The sequence below is a fragment of the Streptomyces sp. NPDC017056 genome, assembly GCF_044332485.1.
Classification (GTDB): Bacteria; Actinomycetota; Actinomycetes; order Streptomycetales; family Streptomycetaceae; genus Streptomyces.
In genome coordinates this window covers 331,346-354,000 of the sequence record NZ_JBIRPD010000006.1, presented here as the reverse complement: position 1 = coordinate 354,000, position 22,655 = coordinate 331,346, and the positions used below count along the sequence as shown (strand labels likewise).

Genomic DNA, 22,655 nt, shown 5'->3' with positions numbered 1-22,655 from the left:
GGCTGACGGCGGCGCGGGACGGCGGCACCACCCCGCGCGATGTCACGAACAGATAACGGGTCTAGGCCAAGTTTGCGCCCGCGTTCACCGCGACGTCGTCTCGCGGACCGCCGGGGTCCACTCGTGCCGACGAGCGTTCCCGGCATGCGAGTCATAGTTGTCGGAGCCGGCGTGCTGGGAACCCTGCACGCCTGGCAAGCGGTCGCGCGCGGCCACGAAGTCGTGCACATCGAACGGGAGGCCGAGGCCCGCGGCGCCTCGGTCCGTAATTTCGGGCTGGTCTGGGTCGGCGGCCGGGCCGGCGGTACGGAGCTGGCCACCGCGCTGCGGGCCCGCGAGCTGTGGGAGGGCATCGGCGAGCGGGTGCCCGGCCTGGGCTTCCGGCCCAACGGCTCCCTCACCGTCGTACGCAACGAGGCCGAGCGCGCCGTCGCCGAAGCCGCCACCCGCCGCCCGGACGCCGCCTCCCGCGGCTACGAGCTGCTCGGCGCGGACGAGGTCCGGGCCCTCAACCCCGCCCTGCGCGGCGACCTCCTCGGCGCGCTGTGGTGCGAGCGGGACGCGGCCGTCGAACCCCGCACCGCACAGCGCGCGCTGCGCGAAGCGCTGACCGCGTCCGGCCGGTACACCTTCCTCGGCGGGCACGAGGTGCGTGACGTGGCCGGCGAGCGGGCCGTACGCGACGACCACGGCGACCTCCACGAGGGCGACGCCGTCGTGCTGTGCACCGGCGCGTGGCTCGGCGGCCTGGTCCGCGAGCTGGTGCCCGACCTGCCGGTACGCCGCGTCCGGCTGCAAATGATGCAGACCGCGCCGCTCGGCGAGGCGCTGACCACCTCCGTCGCCGACGCCGACAGCTTCCGCTACTACCCGGCGTACGCGGGCGGCGCGCTCGACGAACTGGCCGCCGCGCAGCCGCAGCCGCCCGTCGCCGCCGAGCACCGGATGCAGCTGCTGATGGTGCAGCGTGCCGACGGCGGCCTGACGATCGGCGACACCCACGAGTACGCGACGCCCTTCGGCTTCGACGTCGTCGAGGACCCGTACGAGCACCTGACCGGGGTCGTCGAGTCGCTGCTCGGCCGCCCGCTGCCGGCCGTGCGCCGCCGCTGGGCCGGGGTGTACGCGCAGTGCACCGACGCCTCCCGCGTCGTGCACCGGCAGCGGGTGCGCGACGGCGTCTGGCTGGTCACCGGGCCCGGCGGGCGCGGCATGACCTGCTCCCCCGCGCTGGCCGAGGACACCGCGAACGAGCTGGGCTGGTGAGGACGTTGACCGAGACGTACGACGGGACCGGCCCGGTGTCACTGGTGGTGCTCGACATGGCGGGCACGACGGTGGCCGACGACGGCCTGGTCGAGCAGGCGTTCGGCGCCGCGGCCGGGCGGCTCGGCGTCGTGCCGGGCAGCGCGGACCACGCGGAGAAACTGGCGTACGTCCGCGCCACGATGGGCGAGTCGAAGATCTCCGTCTTCCGGCACCTGTTCGGCGACGAGGAACGGGCGCGGCGCGCCAACGCCGCCTTCGAGGAGGCGTACGCGGAATCGGTCGACGCCGGGCGGATCGCGCCCGTGCCCGGTGCCCGGGCGGCCGTCGAGGCCCTCCAGGCGGCGGGCCGCACGGTCGTGCTGACCACCGGGTTCGCGCGGGTCACCCAGGACGCGATCCTGGACGCGCTCGGCTGGCGGGACCTGGTGGGCCTGACCCTGTGCCCGGCCGACGCGGGCGGGCGCGGACGGCCGTACCCGGACCTGGTGCTGACCGCGCTGCTGCGCACCGGCGCTGCCGACTCCGTGCGGCAGGTCGCGGTGGCCGGGGACACCTCGTACGACATGCTCTCCGGCCGCCGGGCGGGCGCCTCGGTCGTGGCGGGCGTGCTGACCGGCGCCCACGACGCCGCGGCGCTGCGCGGCGCGGGCGCCACCCACGTGCTCGGCTCGGTGGCGGAACTGCCCGCCCTGCTCGACGGCCGGACCGGCGGGGCCGGACCGGCGGCGGAGCGCCCCTCGTGAGCGCCCCCGCAGAAACGTCCCACGGCGCGCCCGCGCCCGCCGCGGCCGCCCCCTCCGGCATCCGCTTCGACGACGTCTCCGTCGCGTACGGCGGGAACGTCGTCCTGGACTCCTTCGACCTGACCGTCGAACCGGGCGAGGTGATGGCCCTGCTCGGGCCGTCGGGTTCGGGCAAGACCACCGCGCTGCGGGCGGTCGCCGGATTCGTACGGCCGTGTGCGGGCCGGGTGCTGATCGGCGGCCGGGACGTGACCGGGCTGCCCCCGCACCGGCGCGGCATCGGCATGGTCGTCCAGCAGTACGCGCTCTTCCCGCACCTGCGCGTCGAAGACAACGTCGCCTTCGGTCTCAAGGCGCGGCGCGGGCGCACCGCGTCGCGGGCCGAGACCGCCGCGCGGGTCGCGGAGGCGCTGGAGATGACCGGCATGGCCGCGTACGCCAGGCGCTACCCGCGCGAGCTGTCCGGCGGCCAGCAGCAGCGGGTCGCCATCGCGCGCGCCCTGGCCATCCGCCCCGGCGTGCTGCTCCTGGACGAGCCGCTGTCCGCCCTCGACGCCCGGCTGCGCTCCGGCATGCTCGCCGAACTGGCGCGGCTGCACCGGGAACTGCCCGACGTGTCGATCCTGTACGTCACCCACGACCAGGTCGAGGCGCTGACGCTGGCGGACCGCATCGCCGTCATGGACCGGGCCCGGCTGCGCGACTGCGGCACCCCGCAGGACCTCTACCGGCGCCCGCGCACCGAGTTCACCGCCTCCTTCGTCGGCAACGCCAACCTGCTGCCGGTCACGGCGGGGCCGGGCGGCACGGCGGACTTCGCCGGTACGCGGCTGTCCGTCACGTCCCCCGACGGCGCGGCGGCCGGTGCGACCGCGACGCTGTGCGTGCGCCCGCACCTCGTCGGCCTCGGCGAGGGCCCCAACGCGCTGCGCGGCCGCGTCACCGAGGTGCAGTGGCGCGGCGCGACTCACCGGGTGTACGCGGACGTGGCCGGGCACCGCGTCATGGCCGACGTGCGCGAGCTGCGTACGACCCCCGTGCCGGGCGCCGAGGTGGTGCTCCACTTCGCCGCCGAGGACGCGGTGCTGCTACCGGCCGGGGCGGGGAGCGCCGCCGATGAGTAGGCCGGGAACCCTTCCGCTGCCGCGGAGCGCGGGAAGCCGGGGCGCGGGAAGCCGGGGCGCGCGTAGCGCACCGGCCCTCTGGGTCCTGCCCCCGCTCGCCGCCCTCGCGCTCGTCTTCCTCTACCCGCTGGCCCTGGTCGTCCGGCAGTCCTTCACGGGCGAGGAGGGCGGCCCGCCGTCCACCGCCCCGTACGCGCAGGTCTTCGCCGAGGCGTCCTTCCGGGACGCGCTCGGGAACACCGTCCTGATCGCCGTCGGCGCCACCGCCGGCTGCCTGCTGCTCGGCTTCGTCCTCGCCCTGGTGATCGCGTTCGTACCGTTTCCCGGCAGCAGGGCGCTGAGCCGCTTCGTCGACGTCTTCCTCGCCTTCCCGTCCTTCCTGATCACTCTCGCGCTGCTGTTCCTCTACGGCACCGCCGGCCTGGCCAACGGGGTGTGGACGGACGCCACCGGCGCGGCGAGCGGGCCCTTCGACTTCCTGCACACCCCCTGGGGCGTGCTGCTCGCCGAGATCACGTACTTCACGCCCTTCGTGATGCGGCCGCTGCTCGCCGCCTTCTCCCAGGTGGAGACCGGACAGGTGGAGGCGGCGGCCTCGCTCGGCGCCCGGCCGGCCCGGATCGTGCGGCAGGTGATCCTGCCCGAGGCGCTGCCGTCGCTGGCGGCGGGCGGCGCGCTGGTGCTGGTGCTGACCCTGAACGAGTTCGGGATCGTGCTGTTCACCGGCGCCAAGGACGTCGTCACCCTGCCGGTGCTCGTCTACACGAAGGCCATCTTGGACGGTGACTACACCGGGGCCTGCGTCGTCGCCGTCGTCAACATCGTCCTGTCCGTGGCCCTCTACGCCCTGTACCGGGCCGTGGCCGCCCGCGCGGGCGGGGCCCGCACGCCGACCGCGGGAGGTGCGGGCCACCGTGCTCGTGCATAGCAAAGGCGCCCGCCGCGCCGTCTGGACCCTGTTCTTCGTCCTCTTCCTGCCGGTGTTCGCGCTGCCGTTCCTCGTCGTCCTCGCCGCGTCCTTCGCGAGCAACTGGAGCGGTGCGCTGCCGTCCGGGCCGACCCTGGCGCACTACCGGGACATCGCGCACGGCGACCCGCTGGAGGCGCTGGTCACCAGCCTGCTCACGGCCGTCGCGGCGAGCCTGTCCGCGCTCGCCGCCGGGACCTGGGCCGCGCTGGCCGCCCAACGGCTGGGGCCGCGCGCCCGCCGCGTCCTGGACGGCCTGTTCATGCTGCCGGTCGCGGTGCCGTCCGTCGTCGTGGGCCTGTCGCTGCTGGTCGCCTTCTCGCAGCCGCCACTGCTGCTGAACGGCACCCCGCAGATCGTGGTCGTCGCGCACACGGTCCTGGTCACCGCCTTCGCGTACCAGTCCGTGACGGCCGCGCTGGCCCGTCTGGACCCGGCGTACGAGCAGAGCGCCGCCAGCCTCGGCGCGCGCCCCGCGTACGTCCTGTGGCGCGTCAAACTGCCCCTCCTGCTGCCGTCCCTGACGGCCGCCGCCGGCCTGTGCTTCGCGCTATCCATGGGCGAGTTGAGCGCCACGATGATGATCTACCCGCCGGACTGGATGCCGCTGCCGGTGGAGATCTTCGCCACCACCGACCGGGGCTCCCTGTTCGCCGGCGCCGCGCTCGCGGTGGCGCTGATGGCCGCCACGCTGCTGGTGCTGCTGGCCGTCTCCCGCATCCGCACCAAAGCCTCGTACCGCTGACGGGCCCCAGGCCCCACCCACTTCAAGGAGTGACACCACGTCATGCGCAGCCCCCTCAAGCCGACCGCCGCCGTCTGCGGCACCCTGGTCCTCGGCGCCGCCCTGAGCGGCTGCGGCGGCGTGTCCCGCGCCGACACCAAGGAAATCACCGTCTACAGTGCCGACGGCCTCCGCGGCGAGAAGGGCGACGGCTTCTACGACCGGGTCTTCGCGGACTACGAGAAGAAGACCGGCGTCAAGGTCAACCTCGTGGAGAGCGGGTCCGGCGCCGCCGTACAGCGGCTGGCGCGCGAGAAGGCCAACACCAAGGCGGACATCGTCGTCACCCTGCCGCCGTTCATCCAGCAGGCCGACGGCAAGGGCCTGCTGGACACCTACCGCCCCAAGGGTGAGGAACGCGTCGCCGCCGCGAACAAGGACCCGAACGGCAAGTGGACCGCCGTCGTCAACAACTACTTCTGCTTCATCTACAACAAGCAGCAGCTCAAGCAGCCGCCGCGCACCTGGCAGGACCTGACGGACGCCCGCTTCAAGAACAAGCTCCAGTACTCCACGCCGGGTGTCGCAGGTGACGGCACCGCCGTCGTCGTCAAGGCGCTGCACGACTTCGGCGGCCAGGGCCCGGCCATGGAGTTCCTCAAGAAGCTCCAGGCCAACAACGTCGGCCCGGCCTCCTCCACCGGACAGCTCGCCCCCAAGACCGACAAGGGCGAACTCCTCGTCGCCAACGGCGACGTGCAGATGAACTACGCCAACACCAAGTCCATGCCGAACCAGGGCATCTTCTTCCCCGCCGCCGGGCCCGGCGCCAAGCCGTCCACGTTCGCGCTGCCGTACGCGGCCGGCCTGGTCAAGAACGCCCCGCACGCGGCCCAGGCCAAGAAATTCCTGGACCACCTGCTGTCCCCGGAGGTCCAGAAGCAGGTCTCCGCGGTCGGCGGCGGGTTCGCGGCCCGTACGGACATCACGCCCACCGACCGCAACGCCGCCGAACTCGCCAAGATCATGGACGGCGTCGAGATCTTCCGGCCGGACTGGAACGACATCGACAAGAACCTGTCCGCCTACATCGACGCCTGGAAAGCCGCGACGGGCAGCTGACCGCCGCACCCGCCGCGGGCGCGACCCCGGGTTCCGACCTCGGGTTCCGGGCGTCCGGCGGGGCCGAGATCGCGGTGGCTGACTTAGGCTGGGGGCGTCGGCCATACGTACGAGACGCAGGTCACCGCTGTGGTGTGCGGCGCGTACGGGACCCGCGACGGCGCGGGCGCGGCCGGCGAACCCCTGGCAGACACGCACGGCGGGAGACCGGCAGTGGCAGAGCGCAAGCCGATCGAGTCATGGCTGACCGACATGGACGGGGTGCTGATGCACGAGGGCATCCCCGTGCCCGGTGCCGACGCCTTCATCAAGCGCCTGCGCGAATCGGGCAAGCCCTTCCTCGTGCTGACCAACAACTCCATCTACACCCCGCGCGACCTGCACGCCCGGCTGAACCGCATCGGCCTGGACGTGCCCTGGGAGTCCATCTGGACCTCCGCGCTGGCCACCGCCCAGTTCCTCGACGAGCAACGGCCGTCCGGCACCGCGTACGTCATCGGCGAGGCCGGCCTGACCACCGCCCTGCACGACATCGGCTACGTGCTCACCGACCACGAACCCGACTACGTCGTGCTCGGCGAGACCCGCACCTACAGCTTCGAGGCGCTCACCAAGGCCATCAGGCTCATCAACGACGGTGCCCGCTTCATAGCCACCAACCCGGACGAGACCGGCCCCTCGGCGCAGGGCGCGCTGCCCGCTACCGGCTCGGTCGCCGCGCTGATCACCAAGGCGACGGGCGTGGAGCCGTACTTCGTCGGCAAGCCCAACCCGCTGATGATGCGGCACGGCCTGAACGTCATCGGCGCGCACAGCGAGACCTCCGCGATGATCGGCGACCGGATGGACACCGACGTGCTGGCCGGGCTGGAAGCCGGCATGGAGACGTTCCTGGTGCTGACCGGGCTCACCGCCAAGGGCGACATCGAACGGCACCCGTTCCGGCCCTCGCGGGTCGTGGACTCCATCGCCGACCTGGTCGACCTGGTGTAGACCGGCCGCTCCCGGGGGCGGCGGCCCCGTACGGGCGGCCGCTCACCCGGACGGCCCAGTCCCGGGCCCCAGCGGATGCGGGAGCGCGCCGCCGGGCGGACCTTCGGAAGTGTTCGGAGGTTCACCATGCGCACACCGGCATTCACACTCTGTGCCGCTCTCGCGGTGGCGGCGCTGACCCCGGCACCCGCGTCGGCCGCCGACCGGGCCCCGGGCACCGCACCCGGGGCGGTCGCGGTCACCCCCTCGGCCGTCGCACCGGGCACCGAGGCGGCTCTCCAGGTCACCGGCTGCGCGGGCCGCACGGGCCGCGCCACCTCCGAGGTCTTCGTCGACGCGGTACCGCTCGGACGGGTCGCCGCGGGGCTGGTGGGCGACGCGCGGGTGCGCTCCTCCGCTGAGCCCGGCGCGTACGCCGTCGCCGTCCACTGCGACGGCGAGGACGCGCGGGCCACGGGCACGATCGAGGTCACCTCCGCGTCCCCCGCACCCCCCGAGGACGCCGGCACCGCCGCGTACGCCCACCCGGCCCAGGACGCCGCCACGCCGCCCGCCTCGCCCACCGCCCCGGTACGGGCCGGAGGCGGCGGTACGGCGAAGACGGCCGCGCGCCACGTGGCCGCGGCACCCCCGAAGGCGCTGCGGACCACGCTCGTACGGACGGCGGCGAGCCGCGAAGGCGACGGCGCGTACGCCGTGGGACTCGTGCTGGCAGGGGGCGCGGTCCTCGCACTCACCGGACAGCTGCTGCGCATGCGGCGGCGGCGAAAGGGATCGGGCGATGGCGATGCCGGCTGAGGACCACCCGGTGGCGGACCGCCGCCCCCCGCACGGCCACTGCCACCGCCGGATGGCCACCGGCGTGGTCTGGGCCGCACTGCTGCTGGCGCTGTGGCTCTGGGGCCGCGGCCTGACGGACGGCAGCGGCCTGGCGCAGCCGCCGACGACCGGCGACGTCGCGGCCGTCGGCCGCCCGCTCGGAGCCGAACTGCCCCCGGCGCACGACCCGCTGGCCACCTCCCCGGACGGCCGCCCCACCCGGATCGACATCCCCTCACTGGGCGTACGGGCCCGGGTTGTCGAGAGCGGGCTGGACGCGAGCGGCGCGGTCTCCACGCCCTCATACCGCACCCCCGGCCTCGTCGGCTGGTACGCGAAAGGGCCGCAACCGGGAGCGGCGGGCGCCGCCGTGCTGGCCGGACACGTGGACACGAACAGCGGGCGCGCGGTCTTCCACCGGCTCGGCAGCATGAAGACGGGGCAGCGGGTGGACGTCCGCAGGGCGGACGGCAGCACCGCGCGGTTCACCGTCGAGGACGTCAAGATCTACGACAGCGCGAACTTCGTACCGGAGAAGGTCTACGGCGGCCATGTGCCGGGCCGCGCCGAACTGCGCCTGATCACCTGCGCCGGCACGTTCGACGCCGAGCGGGAAAGCTACACCGCCAACGTCGTCGTCCACGGCTACCTCACGAAGACGACGCCCGCGGCGGCGAGTTGAACGCAGGGGTGAATCCGCTCCTTCGGAGCTTCCGGATCCCTCGAACCGATCCCGGTCGGCGGCCCGCTCCCCCTGAACCGCCGACCGGCCGGTCCTCGACCGCCGGGATGTCAGGACTGCGGGAGTTGCCCTGTCGCCGGCGGGAGGTGCGCGACGCCCGTACGCGGGCGTGTGCACGGCCCGGCCGGGGGCTGGGGCCAGGTGACTAACCGAAAGCTCACACTGGAATTCACTGTAGAACGACTGCGCGGCGCCGCCTAGGGGGAGTTGGAGACGGACCGGCCGCGCCGGCCGCTTTTCACCCGTCCGGCGGTGGCGTAACAGGTTGTCCACAGGCCGGCCTGCCGTTGGAAGGCGTGTGCCAGGATGGATTCGACCGGTCTTGTCCCGTGCTCCGAGGGGGGAGTGGATGTACGGCAATGTTCGGGGATCCGGGGGAGGCCCCCCGGGTGAGCCTCGCGCCGGCCGCCGGCGCGGCGCGTTCGGCACGGCATCGGCGTTGGGGGCGCTGTTGCTGCTGTCCGGGTGCTTCTCTTCGTCCGACGGCGGCGAGGGCGACGGGAAGGCCGCGTCCAAGCCGAGCCAGCAGCCCAAGTCCACGGTGCCGTACTGGGTCAACCCGGACGGCAAGGCGGCCCGGCAGGCCGCCGCCTACGCCAAGGACGGCAAGTCCGCCGAAGCCGACCTGATCCGCAAGATAGCCGAGCAGCCGGTGGCCGAGTGGATAGGCGTGGAGGACCCGCAGGGGGAGGCCCGCGGCTTCACGGAGGCGGCGGCCAAGACCGACCGCGAGGCGCTGCTCGTGCTCTACAACATCCCGCACCGCGACTGCGGCAGCTATTCCCAGGGCGGCGCCGCGGACGGCAACGCCTACCGCGCCTGGCTCGACGGCGTCATCAAGGGCATCGGCGACCGCGCGACGACGGTCGTGCTGGAGCCCGACGCGCTGCCGCACATCGTGGACACGTGCACCCCGGAGCAGTTCCACGAGGAGCGGTACGCCCTGCTGACGGAGGCCGTCGGCAAACTCAAGGCGCTCCCGCACACCAAGGTCTACCTGGACGCGGGAAACCCGCACTGGATCAAGGACCCGGGCCGCATGGTGGAGCCCCTCAAGCGCGCCGGCATCGACAAGGCCGACGGCTTCGCGCTCAACACCTCCAACTACCAGACCACCGAGGAGAACAAGAAGTACGGCAAGCAGCTCTCCGCGATGGTCGGCGGCAAGCACTTCGTCGTCGACACCAGCCGCAACGGCAACGGACCGGCCCCCGGCGGCGACGACCCGGAGAACTGGTGCAACCCGCGCGGCCGCGCCCTGGGCGCGACTCCGACCACACGAACCGGCGACCCGCTCGTGGACGCTTACCTGTGGATAAAGCGCCCCGGCGAATCGGACGGCACCTGCAAGGGCGGCCCCAAGGCCGGCGAATGGTGGCCCAGTTACGCCCTGGAGCTGGCCCGCAATGCGAAGTAGGCACGGGAAGTAGGCGCGGGAAGCGGCACGGAGGGGCGAGCTGACGCGTAGGGGCGCTCCGGCCGACCGCCGGAGCGCCGCCCTTCTCCGTCACCGGCTCAGTTCAGCCCCAGTCCCGCCAGCTCCGCCTCGGAAGCCGTCGGTACCTTGATCCAGACCGCCTTGGACGGGGTGCCCTGGTCGTCCACGGCGTTGAGCATGTACCAGCCGGGCGGCACCAGCGTGGGGTCCTTCGGGAGGGTGATCGTCACGCCGTCCTTGGTCTTCGTGAAGTCCAGTGCGATGGACCGCTGTTCGATGTTGGTGACATGCGTGAACGAGCCTGGCCTGATCAGCCGCATCTTCTTGACGGACGAGGCGTGCTTGGTCCCGTACGTGGCCGTGCCGCCCAGCTTCACCGTCTTGGGCCCGGGGTCGGAGATCTCCGGCCGCGAGTCACGGTAGAGGTACGGCGGCGTCCAGATGTCGATCTGCTGCTGGAAGACGCCGGGCTTCGTGTTGTCCTTGTCGGCGAAGAGCGAGTCGGAGCCGAACGTCATCACCCGGCCGTCCGGCAGCAGCAGCGCGCCGGAGTGGTAGTTGCGCCCCACCAGCGGATCGGCCACCGGACGCGAGGAGTTGGCCTTCGGGTCGTACAGCTCGGCCTGGAGGACGTTGCTGTCGCCGCGCCCCCGGTAGTCGCCGGACCCGTTGGTGGTGAGCACCGTGTCGTCGGGCAGGATCACGCTGCTCGGGTAGCGCGCCTTCGCGTACAGTGGCGGGCCGTCCTTGAAGCGCGGCTGAGCGGCGTGCAGGTCCACCAGCCGTGTCTTGTCGGTGGCCTTCGGGTCCTCGCCGACCCCGCCGCCGCCCAGCACCATGTACCGCTGGTCCTGCGCGGGCGGCAGCAGTACGGACATCGAGGTCTCCAGCACGTCCGGGTCGCTCATCCCCGGGATGACCTGGAACTTGTTGGTCTTGAGGTCCCAGATGCCGGGCGTACGGCCGATGTTGTCGGGTCCGTACCCGGCATTGGAACCGGTGTAGAGGAGCCGTCCCTTGTCGGTGAGGAAGAGCGCCGGGTAAGTCGGGAAGAAGCGCTGCTTGGGCAGGTAGGTCCACTTCTTCGTCTTCGGGTCGTAGATCTCCTGCTTGCCCGGGACGACCTGGCCGATCTCGTCCAGCCCCGAGGTGGACAGCACCTTGCCGTCCTCCAGGCCGGTCAGCGTCGGGTACCAGCGGGCCTCGTTCATCGGGTCGACGGGGATGTAGCGCTCGGCCACCGGGTCGAACTCGAACGAGTCCTTGATCCCTTGGAAGTCCTTCTTGTCGAAGGAGAGTTTCTGCGCGATGCCGTAGAAGTTGCGGGCGTCGGCGCCGGTCAGGCCGTGGATGCGGTAGTTGTCCTGGGCGCCGGTGGAGTACTCGCGGCCCTCCTTGAGCGCCTCCACGTAGACCCGGGCCTCGCTGTGGGTGACCGTGACCTTCCCGGTCCTCGGGTCCGCGGTCTTCTTCGCGCGCGGGACCACGACCGGGTCCTTGGAGGTGAAGGTCTTGCCGTTCTGCTTGCCGGTGAACAGCGTCCCGGCCGGGAACGTCTTCGGCGCGTCCGGGTTCTCGTTGTAGACGATCATCAGCCCGCCGGCCTTCTTCACGTCGCCGCCGAGCTTCTCGTAGCGCTGGGTGCCGCCGGCCACCAGCAGCTTGCCGTCCGGCAGCTGGGTGTGGCCCGCGCAGAAGAGGTCCTTCGGGGTGGGGATGTTCTTGAAGGTGTTCTTCACCGGGTCCCACAGGACCGTGCGGAACGACTTGGCCGCGAAGTTCTTGGCGTTGTTCCCCGAACCGGCGACCAGCAGCACCTTGCCGGTGTGCAGCAGCGCCGCGTGGATCGTATTGATCTTGTACTCGGGCGGCACGTCCACCACGTCCCAGTGGCCGTTCGCGGCCTTGTACTCCGGCTTGTTGATCTTGTACTGGTGGTACTGCTCCGAGGCGAAGTTGAACAGGGCGGGGCCGTTCATCCCGGCCAGCGCCAGCACCACCGCCGCGCCTATCGCGACGCGCCGGGTGCGACGGCTCGGACGGTACTTCATGTGTGGCGTCCCCCAAGTGCGATCTGCTCGGTCTGGTCGGTGGCGGTACGGTGCTCCGGCTCACCGGGGGCATCGCGCCCCGCGGAGGCCGCCCACCCGGGCCGGCGCTGCGGATGCGGCGCCGGCTGCGCTCCGCCGTCGGACGGGGGAGTGCCGTCGCCGTCCCGCCCCTGCCGGCGCTTCTCCTGCCGCATGCCCCAGCGCCACGCGAAGATCGGCGCCGCGGTGACCAGCAGCGCCAGCGTCGCCCACGTGATCATCGCCGGGTGGCTGTGGCCGAAGCAGAACGAGGCGCCCAGCGAGCCCCCGAAGACCAGGATGAAGAACAGGTGCACGCGGAACGTGCCGAAGAGGGTGTCCGGGCTGGAGGAGTCGCCCTTCGGCGTGACCACGAACTTGCTCTTGCGGCGCAGCGCGGCGTCGAACAGCGAGCGTGCGTAGATCGGCGCCGAGAGCGCGGACATCACCATGCCGGCCACACCGCCGGAGCCCTCCGGTTCGTGCGGCGAGACGTTGTGCCGGCGGTTCCACACGTACAGCCCGATCTGGAGCGCCGAGGCGTTGCCGTACAGCATCATCCACACCGACGGGTCGATCTGCACGCCCGAGGCGCCCAGGCCCAGGAAGAGCGCGCAACTCAGGGCCGCCAGAATCCAGTTCATGGCGGACATCGGGTAGAAGATGACCATCATGGTGTAGTTGAAGAACCTGCCCGGCGGCAGCGTGAAGGGCGCCTTCCAGAACTGCTTGAGGATGGTCTCGTACGTGCCACGCGACCAGCGCAGTTGCTGGGTGAAGAAGTCCGTCCAGGCGGTGGGGCCCTCGCCGACCGCGAGGACGTCGGGCGTGTAGACCGAGCGCCACTTTTTGCCCGTGTCCGGGTTGCGGTGCCGGTGCATCTCGAACCCGGTCGCCATGTCCTCGGTGATCGAGTCGTACAGGCCGCCGATCTGCTGGAGGGCCTTGATGCGGACGGCGTTCGAGGTGCCGACGAACATCGGGGCGCCGTAGCGGTTGCCCGCTCGTTGGATCAGCGCGTGGAAGAGGAACTGCTGCGACTCCGCCGCCTTGGTGACGAACGTGTCGTAATTGCCGTACACCTGCGGGCCGATGACGAATCCGACGTCCGGGTCGCGGAAGAAGCCGAGCATCCGCTCCAGGTAGTTGGGCAGCGGTACGTGGTCGGTGTCGACGGAGGCGAAGTAGTCGTAGGCGTCACCGTGCGCCTGGAGCCAGGCGTTGTAGTTGCCGTGCTTGGTCTTGGCGCGGTGCGGGCCCTTCTTCTGGTTCCACTGCGGGATGCCCTTGCGGGTGAAGTGGTGCACCCCGAGGCGCTCGCAGACCGCCTTGACGTCCGGGTCGTCGCCCTCGTCGAGGAGCCAGACGTGCAGCAGGCCGCGGTGGCGGATCTTGACGGCGGCCTCCAGCGTCTTGGTCACCATCTCCAGCGGCTCTTTGCCGGGCACGAACGAGGTGAGGAAGGCGACGCGGGTGCCGTGCTCCGGGACGACCGGGATGGGGTCGCGGGCCACCAGGGTGGCGTGGGCGTTGGAGAGCACGTTCATGCAGCGGAAGAACTCGATCAGGCCGATCGAGACCAGCATGACGATGTCCAGTGCCGGCAGGAAGTCGTAGGCGGGGTGGTCGCGGTCGGTCCAGTGGGCCGGTTGCATCAGCCAGGCGAGCAGGCCGAGCGAGAGCAGGGGGGCGGCGCCGAGCAGGAGCGCCGCGCGTATTCGGTGCGGCTCGTCCGCCAGCAGGCTGCGGTAGCGCACCTTGTAGGGCCGGTCGGGGTCCGGCTGGGTCAGCGGCCCGGCCAGCCGGCTGTAGTGCTCGTAGTCGTAGCGTGGCAGCGGTTTGCGCGCCTGCCTGCGCTGCCGGTGCTGGCGCGGCACGCGCAGGCGCGTCGTCGCGGACGGGTCGTACTGGTGCTCCTGCCGGGCGCCGGTAGGCGGCGACGTCATGAGTCCATCCCCCCGGCACGCATGCTGGCTGCGTGCCCGTCTTCTCATGGCCCGAGCCTTGGGTCCCCCTCGACCGACCCGGGCGCAAATGGTGTCGGCCGCCTACGTCGTTGGACGTGTGACGGCCGTCTTCCGGTTGCGTGATTCCCGCCCCGACTTCCGTCTTGTGCGGCGCGGCCCCACTCCCACATTCATCGCAACCGGTGTGTCGCTCAACTTGAGCGTGCACAGGCTCAGTTGGGCTCCAGTATCTCGTCAGGGTCCCGAATCTCATATCTTGATCGCAAGGGTTAAACGAGGTGTTTACCGGACATGCGAGTGCATTGATGGACGGGTTAGGTCGCAGTGGGTCTTATTTGGACCCTGAACTGCTCAGCCGCTGACGGATGTTGTCGAAATGGTGGCGTACGGCCTGTTCGGCGCGCAGCGCGTCGCCGTCCCGGACCGCCGCGAGGATTTCCCCGTGCTGCCGGTGGGTGACGCGGGGGTCGGCCGGCAGCCCTGCCAGGTCCGTACGGACGCGGTGGAAGGCGTCCCAGAACGCGTCCAGCACCTCGCTCAGCAAGCGGTTGCCCAGCCCCCGGTAGAGCGCGGCGTGAAAGGCCCGGTCGGTGTCGGCCCGCACGGCGCCCGCCGCGGCCTCCTCGTCCATCCGTGCCACCAGCTCGTCGAGCTCCGCGAGGTCCGCCGCCGGCACCCGGCCCGCCAGCCGCGCGATCAGGCCGGTCTCCACCGCCTCGCGCAGCTCCAGCAGCTGGAGCAGGCTGTCCTCGCCGCGGTAGTGGCCGGCCACCGTGCGAAAGGCCAGCCCCTCGGTCATCGGGGCCATCGACATCGGCCCGACGTACGTGCCGAAGCCGTGCCGGATCTCCACGATGCCCATTGCCTGCAGCGCCTTGAGGGCCTCGCGGACGGAGTTCCGGCTGACCCCGAGCAGCTCCATCAGGTCCGTCTCGGTGGGCAGCGGGTCCCCGGGGGCCAGCCGCCGGTCGATGATGAGCTTCTTGATCCGCTCCTGGTTGTCGCGCGCCATTGTGCGACTGTGCACCCCGGTCACCGTTTTGACCAGCGATGCACCGGCGGGGCGCCCGGAAAGCGGCGGGGGAGTGCCGGAAAACACCGGGTGCCGCCCCGGCCCGCCCGGAAAAGCACCGAGGCCCCTCGCAGCTGCGAGGGGCCTCGGTGTGACGTGCGCCGCCAGGGACTCGAACCCCGGACCCGCTGATTAAGAGTCAGCTGCTCTAACCAACTGAGCTAGCGGCGCGCGCTGACGTAGATAACTTTACACGAACTCCAGGGGTGCTTCTGACCACCTGTGCGGCCGTCCTCACCCGCCGAATGTGTGACCTCGATCACCGAGCCGGCGGCGGGCCGGCGGGCTTTTCCGACGCGGCCGAATCCCTGGGCCACCGGGGCGAAAGTCCCGCGATCTCGGGACCTTCGCCGGAGCGCCTGCCCGATTTGGTCTGTGAGTATCGTTTCGTAGTGCATGATCATCAGTTACCCCGTCAGCATGCGGTATCTCCTACCAGTTGAGAAGCTGTGGCAGGTGCGAAGGCGAATGAGAACGGAACGGGCCTGGAGGGGAACTGGAATGGCAGTGCCGGGATTCGTGGAATTCGACCCCGCGGGCATCTGCTCCTGCGGCGGCTGCGTCCAGGAGCGGCGCGCACTCCGGCACGCCCGGGCCGTCCGTGACGGCGGTCACCCCGGCGCCCGCGGCACCCGCCGGGCGCTGGTCCTCGTCGCGACCGCCGGAACCGTCCTGAGCAGCGGCGTTTCCACGGCGGGGCAGGCCGTGGCGCTCGGCGGTTGGGCCGGTACGGGCCAGGCCGGCGGCCCCGGGCGGGCCTCCGCTCTCCCCGCGGCACCCCCTGGCCCCGGCCTCCTGCGGGCCCTGAGGACCGGCCCGCCCGTGCCGCCCCCCGCCGCGGCGTCCGAAGAAACCCCGCAAGGGCCGGTCAGCGGGCTGTACGGGGGCGCCGGCAGCGCGCGGGGCGTCGTCGCGGCCGCCGCCGTCCGTCCCCTCACCCGGGCGCAGATCATCGAGCGGGCCCAGCGCTGGGTCGCCGCCCGGGTTCCGTACAACATGAACCGCTACTGGTCGGACGGCTACCGCCAGGACTGCTCCGGATTCATCTCGATGGCCTGGAACCTCGGCCGGAACCAGTGGACCGGAAGCCTCGCCCAGTTCGGAATCCGTATACCGAAGAGCGAACTGCGGCCCGGCGACATGCTGCTGTTCCACAACGCGGCGAATCCGGGCGCGGGCTCCCACGTCACCCTCTTCGGCGGCTGGACGGATTCCTCCCGTACGCGCTACATCGCATACGAGCAGACCCGGCCGCACGCGGTGAAACGGCCGACTCCGTACGCCTATTGGCGCAATTCCGGAAGGTACGTCGCCTTTCGCTACCGCGGTCTGGCCGACGGCGGGAATTCGGACGGCGGTACGGGCGGTGACACGTCGGTGTTTCCCGGGGCCGGGCTTTTCGGGCCCGGCGCGGACAACGCGTACGTCACCCGGCTGGGCCGGATGCTGGTGGCCCGTGGCGGGGGAGGTTTCTACGCGTCGGGTCCCGGCCCGCGCTGGAGCGAGGCGGACCGCCGGGCCACCGAGGCGTTCCAGCGGGCGCAGGGCTGGCGCGGTGCGGAGGCGGACGGCATTCCGGGCCCGTCGACCTGGTCGTACCTGGTCAACGGGGTGGGCCGGGACATCGGCGAGGCCGCGGGTGGCGTCGCGGTCTTCCCTGGCACGGGGTATTTCCGGCCCGGCCAGTCCAACGGCTATGTCACCGGGCTGGGAAAGCAGCTGGTGAGAAAAGGTTTCGGCAAGTACTACACCTCCGGCCCCGGACCCCGGTGGACGGAGGCGGACCGCCGCAATGTCGAGGCGTTCCAGCGGGCCCAGGGCTGGACCGGCCCGGACGCCGACGGCTACCCCGGCCCCGAGACATGGCGGCGACTCTTCCGATGACGGAGCGCACGATGGCAACGAAGACCGAGACAGCGGACAACGACCCCGGAACGGCAAAAAACGGGGCAGGAGGTGGCGCGGCAGCGGACACCGGGGCAGCGGACACCGGGGCGGGGGACGTTGCGGCGACGGGTACGGGCGCCGGCCCCGAGCAGGCGGGCGGCGGGCCGGTGGGGGACGCGGTGGAGGAGGGGGAAGCGCGCGGCGAACCGGCACGGACGGAGCCGGAAGCGGAACCCGAGCCCGAACCGGAACCGGCCCCCGAGCAGGTGCAGGAGGCGAAGACCGGCCGCCCGGCCCCGGCCGCCGATGCTGACCCGGCCTCAGGTCCGGCCTTCGGCCCCGAGCCTGATCCGGCCTCAGCGACCGAACCGGAACCGCCCGCCCGGCCCTCCCTCTGGTCGGCGCGTTCCCGCACCATCGGGCACGGCGCCGGCATCCGCATGGACCTGCTCTTCCGTGCCGAACCGGAAGCGGACGAGGCGGCCTCCACCCGGACCGGCGGGGAGCTGGACTTCGCCAAGGGCCCGCGCCGCCCGAACGGCGGCGAGCCGGCCACGCCCCCGGCGGACGCCGCGTTCAACGAGGCGGACACCACCGAACAGCCGCGGATCACCGCCCCGCTGCTGCCCCCGGAAGCCCGGCTCACCCCCGCCGACGCCGCCGTGGCCGGCATCGCGGCGGCGACCGACCTGCTGGACACCGCGGAGCGCGCCGCACTCGACGGCGCCCTCGGCGTGGTCGACGCGGGCAGCCGGGCCCGTACGGAGGGCGCGGCGGCCGGCCGGCACGCGGGCCGCGCCGCGGACGCCACCGCGGCCGGCCGGTCCGCGCTCCTGCGCGAGCTGTCGCGTTCCGCCGCGCGCCGGGCCCCCGACGAGGAGGACGGCCTGGCCGAACGGCGCGGCCGGTCCCTGTCCGGCTGGCTGGCCCTGTTCCTCGGCCTGCTGGCGATCGCCTGCTCGGTGGCGTTCCTGTGGTGGCGGGGCATGCTGCCCGCCCCGGTCGTACGGACCCTGGGCCTGCCGATCGCCGTCCGGCCCTCCCCGCACCCGTGGGAGTGGGCCGTGGCCGGGCTCGGCGGCCTGGCCGCGCTGTACGCCTTCGGCGGGCTTTCCCGCGGCCGGGTCGGCAGCGCCTGGGTGCTCAGCCTCTTCGGGCGCTACCGCGGCAGCGTGCGCCGCACCGGCCTGGTGTGGATCAGCCCCCTGGTGCTGCGCCGCCGGGTGGACGTACGGCTGCGGCACTGGCGCAGCGAGGCGATGCCGGCGGTCGACGCGCAGGGCATCCAGCTGCGGGTCGTCGTGCTCGTGGTGTGGCGGGTCAGGGACACCGCGCGGGCGCTGTTCGCGGTCCAGGACCACACCGCCTACCTGCGCGAACAGGTCGAGTCCGCGATGGCACGGGTGCTCTCGCAGCTCCCGGCCGACGCGTACTACGAGGAGGCGCCGACCCTGCGCGACGCGGAGGCGGTCGGCGAGGCGCTGACCCGGGCCCTGTCGGCGGACTGCCGCCCGGTCGGCATCGAGGTCTTCTCCGCCCAGCCGACCCGGATCGAGTACGCGCCCGAGGTGGCGGCGGCGATGCAGCGCCGCCAGATCGCGGCGATCGACGCCAAGCACCGCGACAGCGTGCTGACCTCGGTCGTGGACGCGGTCGACGACACCGTGCAGCGGCTGACCAGCAGAGGACTGGTGGAGCTCGACGACTACGAACGCAAGGCCCTGGTCAAGGACCTGACCGTGGCCTTCTACACCGCGCGCGGCAGCGCCGCCGCCAAGAGCTGACACAGCGGAAAGGCAGGCAGAGATGCGGACACCGGAATTCGTCGAAGTAATACCGGCCGACTGCGGATGCGCGTTCTGCGCCGGTGCCGCGGTCGAGTCGGCCCCGCGCAACGGCGGCAGCCGGGCGCGGTGCACGGTACGGGGCGCGGTCGCGGCGGCCGTGGGCGCGGTCACGCTCGTCGGCGCGGCGGCGGGCACGGCGGACGCCGAGCCGGCACCGGCCAGAGCGGGCTGGGACGGCGCGAAGTACTGGTACCGGGACGCCACCGGCTGGTGGCGCTGGACCAGCCAGTACGCCACGTACCGGCGGCACGCGGGCGGAGCGGGCGGTGGCAGGACCGGCGCGTCCGCCGGGCCCTCCTCCGCCGGCCAGGCCACGCGCGGCCACAACCCCGCCCCCACCTTCCGGGGCAGGTCCGGCTGGGACGCCACGGACCGGGTGTACTGGTACCGGCAGGGCGGCAGCTGGTGGTGGACCAGCCGCCGGGACCGCTACGAGGCCCGTACCGGCATGTCGGGAGGAACGGGCGGCGGCACACCCGGGCGTATCGGTTCCGCTGCCGGTTCGGCGGGCGGCGGGAGCGGCACGGGCACCCCCCTCCGCTACGGCACCGAGGCCGCCGTCCAGTGGGCGATGGCCCAGCTCGGCAAGCCCTACGCGTGGGGCGGCAACGGCCCGTACGCCTTCGACTGCTCGGGGCTGGTCCAGCAGGCGTACCAGCGCGCCGGCATCTCGCTGCCGCGCGTCGCCGGCGCCCAGTACCGGGCCGCGACGCCGGTCACCCGCTCCCAGCTGCGCCGCGGCGACCTGGTCTTCTGGTCGTCCAACGGCGCCTCCTCCGGCATCCACCACGTGGCGATCTACCTCGGCGGCGGCCGTTACCTGGAGGCGCCGCGGTCCGGCCGGGCGGTCCGGGTCTCGTCGTTCGCCGCCTACCGCCCCACCTTGTACGCGCGCGTCGGCTGACCCGGACGGCTTCCCGCGGCCGCCCCCCGAACCGGCTCCCCCCACGGAAAGGTTGCTCGTCATGCAGTCGTCAGGTCAGCGCACCCCCGGGCTGCGGCTGACGGCCACGACCGGAGCGGAGATATCCGCCGACACCACTCTGGCCGCCGTACCCGAACCGGCGCACGACCCGAGGGCCCACGGCTTCCTGCCCGAGCGGCCACCCGTGCGGACCATGGCCGGCACCTGGTCCCGGCTGACCGTGCTGGCCGGCGCGGCCGTCGCCGCGCCCGACCGGGAGACCGCCTGCGACCTGGTCGCCCGCGCGGCGCGGGACGGCGTGCTGGCGGCGCTGCGGCAGCGGGTCTCGCGGCTGTCGCCGCGCAACGCCGACGCGGCGGCGATGCGGGTGGCGGTGACCGTCGCGGCCTGCGGCTGGACCGGTATCGACCCGGTTGCGCCCGCCGCCCGGCGCACCGCCGACGCGGCCTTCCTCGACCTGTGGTCGGCGATCGCGCACCGCGTCGACCGCCAGGAGGTCGTCGGACTGTCCACCCTGGCCCTGCTGAACTGGGCCCCCGAACGCAAGCCGCGCCGCCACCTGCCGATAGACCAGCTCGCCCGTACGGAGGCGCTCGTGCCCGTCGTGCGGTGGTCGCCGCAGGGGCAGCCGCTCGGCCGGCTGGACCGGCTGATGCTGGCCACCACCCGGTTGGAGGCACACGGCGTCTGGCTGTTCCGGCTGGCCGGGACGCTCGCCGGGTGCGATCCCGCCGACGCGTCCACCGGAACGGCGCTGCGCCGCCTGACCCGTGTCCTGCACGCGCTGCGCGCCCAGCTCCAGTCCGAGGCGGCGGTGCTGCGGGCCGCGCCCGCACCGGCGCGGGAGTGCGCGGTGCTCGCCGCGCTCGCCGCGCAGGGAGTGCTGGAACCGCCGGTGCTCCAGGCCGCGACCGCGGTGCTCATGGGCGCGCGCCGGTCAGGGGACGGCAGACCGCGGCAGTCGCTCCGCCATCTGCCGGCCCGGGACCGCGCCTGGCTGTGCGTGATGGACCGGCAGTGCGCGCCCGTACGCACCCTCGCGCACCGCGGCGGCCCGGATGCCGCCGCCTACCGCGAGGCGCTGGAAACGCTGATCGCGCTGCGGCGCGCGTACACGGGCCTGGTGTGCTGCGCGCGCGCCCGGACGGGGGACCGCTGACCGTCGCGGCGTGATCGGGGGACGAATTCCGGGCCGGGGCGGTCCGCCGGTCCGTGGCGTGAAAGAGCCGCGCGACCGGGGGGTTGTCGGCTGGTTTACGTGCAGGTCATGGCGTGAAAGGGCGGTAAGCGGAGGGGACTTGCCGGCCGGCTGTTGCGCGGGCGGTACGGCACCGGCAACCGGCTGTCCCCCTGTTATTGGTCTGGACATGCTCATGCACCGTCACTAGTCTGCCGTTTGGTCTAGACCGCACAGCACGCAAGTCAGCAGCTCACGGAACACCCCCTCGTTCTTCAGGAGCAAAGCATGCGCAAAAAGCTCAGCGCTGCCGTGGTCGGTCTCGGCATCGCCGGAGTGTCCTTGTTCGCCACCGGCAGCGCCTCCAGCCATGGCTACAGCGACGCACCCCCCAGTCGCCAGGCCCTCTGCGCCAAGGGCACCGTCAAGAACTGCGGCGCGATCCAGTACGAGCCGCAGAGCGTCGAGGGCCCCAAGGGCTTCCCGGCCGCCGGCCCCGCCGACGGCAAGATATGTTCCGGCGGCAACAGCGGGTTCAAGGAGCTGGACGACCCGCGCGGCGGCCAGTGGCCCGCCACCAACCTCAAGGGCGGCCAGGGCTACACCTTCCAGTGGCGGCTGACCGCACGCCACGCCACCACGGACTTCCGCTACTACATCACCAAGGACAGCTACAACCCGAGCAAGCCGCTGACCAGGGCGGACCTCGAACCTGAGCCGTTCGTCACGGTGCCGATGGGCGGCCGCCAGCCGGCCGCGACCGTGCAGCACCAGGGCACCGTGCCCACCCAGAAGACCGGTCACCACATCATCCTGGGCGTCTGGAACATCGCCGACACCGGCAACGCGTTCTACGCCTGCTCCGACGTCAACCTCTCGTAACCCGGCGCCGGAGCCACCGGGCCTCCCCGCCCCTTCCTCCGGGGAGGCCCCCTCCGCCCCGATCCCACGCGCCACCCCTAGGCAGCCCGAACCGGCGGGAATATTCTGCTGGTTGGTCTGGACCGCAGTGCACTCGGCTCGCAGGAAACCCCCTCATCCTTCGGGAGCGAAGCATGCGTAAACGGATCAGCGCGGCCGTCATCGGCCTGGGGATCGTCGGCGCGACCGTCCTGTCGACGAGCAGCGCCGGCAGCCACGGCTACACGGACACCCCCATCAGCAGACAGAAGCTGTGCGCCAACGGCACGGTGAAGAACTGCGGCGCCATCCAGTGGGAGCCGCAGAGCGTCGAGGGCCCCAAGGGCTTCCCCGCCCGCGGCCCCGCCGACGGAAAGATCTGCTCCGGCGGCAACAGCCGCTTCGCGGAGCTGGACGACCCGCGCGGCGGCCAGTGGCCGGCGACCAAGGTGAGCGCGGGGTCGTACACGTTCGGCTGGCGGTTCACCGCCTCGCACGCCACCACGGACTTCCGCTACTACATCACCAAGGACGGATGGGACCCCAGCCGCCCGCTGACCAGGGCGGACCTGGAGCCGGCGCCGTTCCTCACGGTCCCGTACAACGGGCAGCGGCCGCCGTACACGTACACCCACCAGGGCACGCTGCCCAGCGGGAAGACCGGCCGGCACCTGATCGTCGCCGTGTGGACGATCGCCGACACCGGTAACGCCTTCTACGCCTGCTCGGACGTCCAGTTCTGACCGGACGGGCACGGAAAACACGAGTGGGCCTCTCGGAGCTGTGCTCCGAGAGGCCCACACTCAGGTGCGCCGCCCGGGCCGCGAACCCCCGCCCCCCGGATTTAGAGTCACCGGGTCTGAACAACAC

At 72.5% G+C, this 22,655-nt stretch carries 19 protein-coding genes and 1 tRNA gene; 16 read left to right on the top strand and 4 right to left on the bottom strand.

What is annotated here, in order from left to right; translation table 11 throughout:
* Positions 1 to 144: 144 nt before the first annotated feature.
* The 10 genes from ACH4OW_RS13975 to ACH4OW_RS13930 all read left to right on the top strand — a co-directional run bounded on the left by ACH4OW_RS13975 (position 145) and on the right by ACH4OW_RS13930 (position 9,920).
* Positions 145 to 1,266 (top strand): TIGR03364 family FAD-dependent oxidoreductase, encoded by a 1,122-nt coding sequence (locus tag ACH4OW_RS13975; RefSeq protein ID WP_398027577.1) that lies wholly within the window; start codon positions 145 to 147, stop codon positions 1,264 to 1,266.
* Positions 1,263 to 2,012 carry a phosphonatase-like hydrolase gene (locus tag ACH4OW_RS13970; RefSeq protein ID WP_360123087.1) on the top strand — a complete coding sequence of 250 codons (750 nt, stop codon included), beginning with the start codon at positions 1,263 to 1,265 and terminating at the stop codon, positions 2,010 to 2,012. Before ACH4OW_RS13975 ends, ACH4OW_RS13970 begins: the two co-directional genes overlap by 4 nt.
* Positions 2,009 to 3,136, top strand: coding sequence for an ABC transporter ATP-binding protein (locus tag ACH4OW_RS13965; RefSeq protein WP_398027575.1), 1,128 nt, complete (start codon positions 2,009 to 2,011; stop codon positions 3,134 to 3,136). The genes ACH4OW_RS13970 and ACH4OW_RS13965 overlap by 4 nt, the downstream gene beginning before the upstream one ends.
* Positions 3,129 to 4,064 carry a 2-aminoethylphosphonate ABC transporter permease subunit gene (locus ACH4OW_RS13960; RefSeq protein WP_398027573.1) on the top strand — a complete coding sequence of 312 codons (936 nt, stop codon included), beginning with the start codon at positions 3,129 to 3,131 and terminating at the stop codon, positions 4,062 to 4,064. The genes ACH4OW_RS13965 and ACH4OW_RS13960 overlap by 8 nt, the downstream gene beginning before the upstream one ends.
* The gene (locus tag ACH4OW_RS13955; RefSeq protein WP_398027571.1) at positions 4,051 to 4,848 is read left to right on the top strand and encodes an ABC transporter permease; all 798 of its coding nucleotides are present in this window, start codon (positions 4,051 to 4,053) and stop codon (positions 4,846 to 4,848) included. Before ACH4OW_RS13960 ends, ACH4OW_RS13955 begins: the two co-directional genes overlap by 14 nt.
* A 42-nt stretch (positions 4,849 to 4,890) precedes the next feature.
* Complete coding sequence (locus tag ACH4OW_RS13950) at positions 4,891 to 5,949, top strand: 2-aminoethylphosphonate ABC transporter substrate-binding protein (RefSeq protein WP_398027569.1); 1,059 nt, start codon at positions 4,891 to 4,893, stop codon at positions 5,947 to 5,949.
* 213 nt (positions 5,950 to 6,162) lie between these two features.
* Positions 6,163 to 6,942, top strand: coding sequence for an HAD-IIA family hydrolase (locus tag ACH4OW_RS13945; protein ID WP_360123072.1), 780 nt, complete (start codon positions 6,163 to 6,165; stop codon positions 6,940 to 6,942).
* A 126-nt stretch (positions 6,943 to 7,068) separates the two neighbouring features.
* A complete protein-coding gene (locus ACH4OW_RS13940) occupies positions 7,069 to 7,740 on the top strand; it encodes a hypothetical protein (protein ID WP_398027567.1) in 672 nt (223 codons plus the stop codon).
* Positions 7,730 to 8,443, top strand: coding sequence for a class F sortase (locus tag ACH4OW_RS13935; RefSeq protein ID WP_398027673.1), 714 nt, complete (start codon positions 7,730 to 7,732; stop codon positions 8,441 to 8,443). The genes ACH4OW_RS13940 and ACH4OW_RS13935 overlap by 11 nt, the downstream gene beginning before the upstream one ends.
* Positions 8,444 to 8,852: 409 nt before the next feature.
* Entirely contained in the window at positions 8,853 to 9,920 is a 1,068-nt protein-coding gene (locus tag ACH4OW_RS13930; RefSeq protein ID WP_398027565.1) for a glycoside hydrolase family 6 protein, read from the top strand.
* A gap of 98 nt (positions 9,921 to 10,018) precedes the next feature.
* Here ACH4OW_RS13930 and ACH4OW_RS13925 read toward each other — a convergent pair whose 3' ends face one another.
* From ACH4OW_RS13925 to ACH4OW_RS13910, 4 genes are all read right to left on the bottom strand, one after another.
* The gene (locus ACH4OW_RS13925; protein WP_398027563.1) at positions 10,019 to 11,992 is read right to left on the bottom strand and encodes a galactose oxidase-like domain-containing protein; all 1,974 of its coding nucleotides are present in this window, start codon (positions 11,990 to 11,992) and stop codon (positions 10,019 to 10,021) included.
* Positions 11,989 to 13,956, bottom strand: a complete 1,968-nt coding sequence (locus ACH4OW_RS13920) for a glycosyltransferase family 2 protein (protein ID WP_398027561.1) — start codon at positions 13,954 to 13,956, stop codon at positions 11,989 to 11,991. Before ACH4OW_RS13920 ends, ACH4OW_RS13925 begins: the two co-directional genes overlap by 4 nt.
* A gap of 352 nt (positions 13,957 to 14,308) precedes the next feature.
* Positions 14,309 to 14,989, bottom strand: coding sequence for a FadR/GntR family transcriptional regulator (locus tag ACH4OW_RS13915; RefSeq protein WP_398027559.1), 681 nt, complete (start codon positions 14,987 to 14,989; stop codon positions 14,309 to 14,311).
* A gap of 157 nt (positions 14,990 to 15,146) precedes the next feature.
* Positions 15,147 to 15,220: transfer RNA gene (locus tag ACH4OW_RS13910), tRNA-Lys, on the bottom strand.
* Positions 15,221 to 15,550: 330 nt separating this feature from the next.
* On the opposite strand from ACH4OW_RS13910, the gene ACH4OW_RS13905 reads away from it, so the two are divergent.
* The 6 genes from ACH4OW_RS13905 (at position 15,551) to ACH4OW_RS13880 (ending at position 22,528) form a co-directional block, all read left to right on the top strand.
* Positions 15,551 to 16,933, top strand: a complete 1,383-nt coding sequence (locus tag ACH4OW_RS13905) for a peptidoglycan-binding protein (RefSeq protein ID WP_398027557.1) — start codon at positions 15,551 to 15,553, stop codon at positions 16,931 to 16,933.
* Positions 16,934 to 16,944: 11 nt separating this feature from the next.
* Positions 16,945 to 18,720 carry an SPFH domain-containing protein gene (locus ACH4OW_RS13900; RefSeq protein ID WP_398027555.1) on the top strand — a complete coding sequence of 592 codons (1,776 nt, stop codon included), beginning with the start codon at positions 16,945 to 16,947 and terminating at the stop codon, positions 18,718 to 18,720.
* Positions 18,721 to 18,742: 22 nt separating this feature from the next.
* Positions 18,743 to 19,687 (top strand): C40 family peptidase, encoded by a 945-nt coding sequence (locus tag ACH4OW_RS13895; protein WP_398027553.1) that lies wholly within the window; start codon positions 18,743 to 18,745, stop codon positions 19,685 to 19,687.
* Between the two features lie 61 nt (positions 19,688 to 19,748).
* Complete coding sequence (locus tag ACH4OW_RS13890; RefSeq protein ID WP_398027551.1) at positions 19,749 to 20,867, top strand: hypothetical protein; 1,119 nt, start codon at positions 19,749 to 19,751, stop codon at positions 20,865 to 20,867.
* Between the two features lie 306 nt (positions 20,868 to 21,173).
* Positions 21,174 to 21,767, top strand: a complete 594-nt coding sequence (locus ACH4OW_RS13885) for a lytic polysaccharide monooxygenase auxiliary activity family 9 protein (protein WP_360123043.1) — start codon at positions 21,174 to 21,176, stop codon at positions 21,765 to 21,767.
* A 173-nt stretch (positions 21,768 to 21,940) separates the two neighbouring features.
* Positions 21,941 to 22,528 (top strand): lytic polysaccharide monooxygenase, encoded by a 588-nt coding sequence (locus ACH4OW_RS13880; protein ID WP_360123040.1) that lies wholly within the window; start codon positions 21,941 to 21,943, stop codon positions 22,526 to 22,528.
* The last annotated feature ends 127 nt before the right edge of the window (positions 22,529 to 22,655 follow it).

Excerpts from the sequence above, each read along its gene's own strand:
- ACH4OW_RS13880 (WP_360123040.1), top strand. The coding sequence starts at position 21,941 with ATGCGTAAACGGATCAGCGCGGCCGTCATCGGCCTGGGGATCGTCGGC.
- ACH4OW_RS13920 (WP_398027561.1), bottom strand. The coding sequence starts at position 13,956 with ATGACGTCGCCGCCTACCGGCGCCCGGCAGGAGCACCAGTACGACCCG.
- ACH4OW_RS13925 (WP_398027563.1), bottom strand. The coding sequence starts at position 11,992 with ATGAAGTACCGTCCGAGCCGTCGCACCCGGCGCGTCGCGATAGGCGCG.
- ACH4OW_RS13900 (WP_398027555.1), top strand. The coding sequence starts at position 16,945 with ATGGCAACGAAGACCGAGACAGCGGACAACGACCCCGGAACGGCAAAA.
- ACH4OW_RS13935 (WP_398027673.1), top strand. The coding sequence starts at position 7,730 with ATGCCGGCTGAGGACCACCCGGTGGCGGACCGCCGCCCCCCGCACGGC.
- ACH4OW_RS13885 (WP_360123043.1), top strand. The coding sequence starts at position 21,174 with ATGCGCAAAAAGCTCAGCGCTGCCGTGGTCGGTCTCGGCATCGCCGGA.
- ACH4OW_RS13915 (WP_398027559.1), bottom strand. The coding sequence starts at position 14,989 with ATGGCGCGCGACAACCAGGAGCGGATCAAGAAGCTCATCATCGACCGG.
- ACH4OW_RS13890 (WP_398027551.1), top strand. The coding sequence starts at position 19,749 with ATGCAGTCGTCAGGTCAGCGCACCCCCGGGCTGCGGCTGACGGCCACG.
- ACH4OW_RS13960 (WP_398027573.1), top strand. The coding sequence starts at position 3,129 with ATGAGTAGGCCGGGAACCCTTCCGCTGCCGCGGAGCGCGGGAAGCCGG.
- ACH4OW_RS13950 (WP_398027569.1), top strand. The coding sequence starts at position 4,891 with ATGCGCAGCCCCCTCAAGCCGACCGCCGCCGTCTGCGGCACCCTGGTC.
- ACH4OW_RS13940 (WP_398027567.1), top strand. The coding sequence starts at position 7,069 with ATGCGCACACCGGCATTCACACTCTGTGCCGCTCTCGCGGTGGCGGCG.
- ACH4OW_RS13895 (WP_398027553.1), top strand. The coding sequence starts at position 18,743 with ATGCGGACACCGGAATTCGTCGAAGTAATACCGGCCGACTGCGGATGC.
- ACH4OW_RS13975 (WP_398027577.1), top strand. The coding sequence starts at position 145 with ATGCGAGTCATAGTTGTCGGAGCCGGCGTGCTGGGAACCCTGCACGCC.
- ACH4OW_RS13905 (WP_398027557.1), top strand. The coding sequence starts at position 15,551 with ATGGCAGTGCCGGGATTCGTGGAATTCGACCCCGCGGGCATCTGCTCC.
- ACH4OW_RS13930 (WP_398027565.1), top strand. The coding sequence starts at position 8,853 with ATGTACGGCAATGTTCGGGGATCCGGGGGAGGCCCCCCGGGTGAGCCT.